Consider the following 2,498-nt stretch of genomic DNA (forward strand, 5'->3'; position numbering starts at 1 on the left):
GGGGCACGCGGCTGCCCCTCGCAGGCGGTGCCCGCTCCGAGGGGCAGCCGCGTGCCCCGGGACCGCGTGCGTGAAGTCCGAACGGCGGGGCAGCGGTTGGCGCGGCGTCCTCAGGCCCGGGAGGCGTCCGGCGTCGCGAACACGTCTCGCACGTACGGGTGAAGCTTTCCGCCGTCCCCGCCCGGTCGGCCGTCAGGTGGGGGCGCGGCGCGCGAAGGTGCGGCGGGCGGGCCGGGGATCGGGTCCGCGGTCGCGGCAGTTGAACAGGGAGACACCGCAGTTCATGCACATCTCGTTTCTGCTTCACAACGCCTTCGGCGTGGGCGGCACGATTCGCACCACGTTCAATCTCGCGCGGGCGCTCGCCGGGCGGCACGACGTCGAGATCGTCTCGGTCTTCCGGCACCGTGACGAACCGACGCTCGGCGCGCCCGAGGGCGTTCTGCTGCGGCATCTCGTCGATCTGCGCAGGAGCAGCGCCGGTTACGACGGCGGGCACCCCGACATCGGCCGGCCGGCCGCGGTCTTTCCGCGCGGCGACGGGCGGCACCGGCAGTACAGCCGGCTCACCGACGCCCGTATCGCCGAGCACCTGCGGTCGCTGACCGCCGACGTCGTCGTCGGCACCCGGCCGGGGCTCAACTGCCATATCGCCCGGCAGACGAGGCGCGGGCCGGTCCGGGTCGGGCAGGAGCACCTCACGCTGGACAGTCACAGCCACCGGCTGCGCCGCGAGATCGCCCACCGGTACGTGCTGCTCGACGCCGTCACCACCGTCACCGAGGCCGACGCGCGCGCCTACCGTTCCCGGCTGCGGCTGCCCGGCGTACGCGTCGACGCGGTGCCCGGCAGCGTGCCCGCGCCCACCGTCGCCCCCGCCGACTCCACCGGGAAGTGGGTCGTGGCGGCGGGCCGGCTCACCAGCGTCAAGCGGTACGACCTGCTGATCACGGCCTTCGCCGAGGTCGTGGCCGCCCGGCCCGACTGGCGGCTGCGGATCTACGGCGCGGGCGACGCGACCGGCGACGAACGCGCCGCGCTGCGCGCGCTGATCGAGGCGCGCGGGCTGTACAACCACGTCCATCTGATGGGTACGGCCCACCCGTTGGAGCCCGAGTGGGTCAAGGGGTCGATCGCGGCCTCCACGTCGAGCCACGAGTCCTTCGGCATGACCATCGTGGAGGCGATGCGCTGCGGCCTGCCGGTCGTCTCCACCGACTGCCCGCACGGGCCCGGCGAGATCATCGAGGACGGGGTCGACGGCCTGCTGGTGCCGGTCGGTGACGTGGACGCCGTCGCGGGCGGGCTCCTCGCGCTGATCGAGGACGACGAACTGCGGCGGCGTACGGGCCTGGCGGCCGTCGAGTCGGCCGCCCGGTTCGACCCGGCACGGATCGCCGAGCGCCACGAGGCGCTGTACGCCGACCTGGTCGCGCGCGGCCGGGACGCGGGGCCGCGCGAGGCGGTGCTCACCGCCGTACGGCGCGGCAGGGGCCTCCTCGTGGGCCGGACGCGGGCGATGCGGGGACTGGCGGCGGCCGTGGTCCGCAGGGTGACCACATGAGCGCCCCCGTCGCCCACTGCACCGTCGACACCGCGGGCACGGTGGTCTTCGAACTCGCCGGGGCCGCGGGACCGGAGCTGGTCCTGCGCCGGCGCGGCGGTGCCACGCCCGCCGACGAGGTGCGCCTGCCGCTGACCGGACCGCGCGCCGTACTGGACCACGCCACCCCGCTCGCCGAGGGCCGCTGGGACATCGAGTGCGACGGCCGGCCCGTCCGCCCCGGCACCAGGGACGTCCGCGCGCTCGTCGACCGGATCCCGGGCGCGGGACCGGTCACCGTCCGGGTCCCGTACCCGACCGCCGACGGCCGTATCGCGCTGCGCTCCTGGGTGCGCGCACCGCACGCGGAGGCCGGGGCCATCCATCTCGCGGACGGCGCCATGACCGTGGCGGGCGTGCTGTACGGCGCGGGGACGGGCGAGGGCGCGACGGTCGAGGCGCGGCGGTGCGAGGAGGGTGACCCGGCGCCCCGTACGCACCGGGTGCCCGTCACCGGCGGCACGGGCGGCGCCTTCACCTTCACCCTGCCGTACGCGCCGCTCGCCGGACCGGCCGTGACGGCACGCCGGTTGTGGGACCTGTGGCTGCTGCCCGCGCACGGCGCCGCCCCCGTCCGCCTCTCCCGGATCCTCGACGACGTGTGGGACCGCCGCCGCATCCACGTCTACCCCGCGTACCGGGCGGACGGCTGGGTCGCCGCCCCCTGCTACTCCGGCGACAACGACCTCCGCGTACGCCTGGAGCCGGGGGACCGGCACCCCGCAGCCATGCGGACAGAAGCTGTCCGCGACGGCTGACAGAATCGGCGCATGCTGGAAACCTCGGCCCGCCTGCTCCGTCTGCTCTCCCTCCTCCAGGCCCACCGCGAATGGTCCGGCCCCGACCTCGCCGAACGCCTCGGGGTGACGCCCCGCACCGTACGGCGCGACGTCGA

At 75.7% G+C, this 2,498-nt stretch carries 3 protein-coding genes; all 3 read left to right on the forward strand.

All coding sequences use genetic code 11. The features are described from left to right. The first annotated feature begins 283 nt into the window (after positions 1-283). Complete coding sequence (locus BHU15_RS37675; RefSeq protein WP_069631156.1) at positions 284-1,564, forward strand: glycosyltransferase family 4 protein; 1,281 nt, start codon at positions 284-286, stop codon at positions 1,562-1,564. After that, positions 1,561-2,361: a hypothetical protein gene (locus BHU15_RS37680; protein WP_069631157.1), complete on the forward strand. Its 801-nt coding sequence runs from the start codon at positions 1,561-1,563 to the stop codon at positions 2,359-2,361. Before BHU15_RS37675 ends, BHU15_RS37680 begins: the two co-directional genes overlap by 4 nt. A 12-nt stretch (positions 2,362-2,373) precedes the next feature. After that, a partial coding sequence (locus BHU15_RS38985) for a helix-turn-helix domain-containing protein (protein WP_141726997.1) occupies positions 2,374-2,498 on the forward strand: 125 nt, incomplete at its 3' end.

The organism is Streptomyces niveus (genome assembly GCF_001723055.1).
Taxonomy (GTDB): Bacteria; Actinomycetota; Actinomycetes; order Streptomycetales; family Streptomycetaceae; genus Streptomyces; species Streptomyces niveus.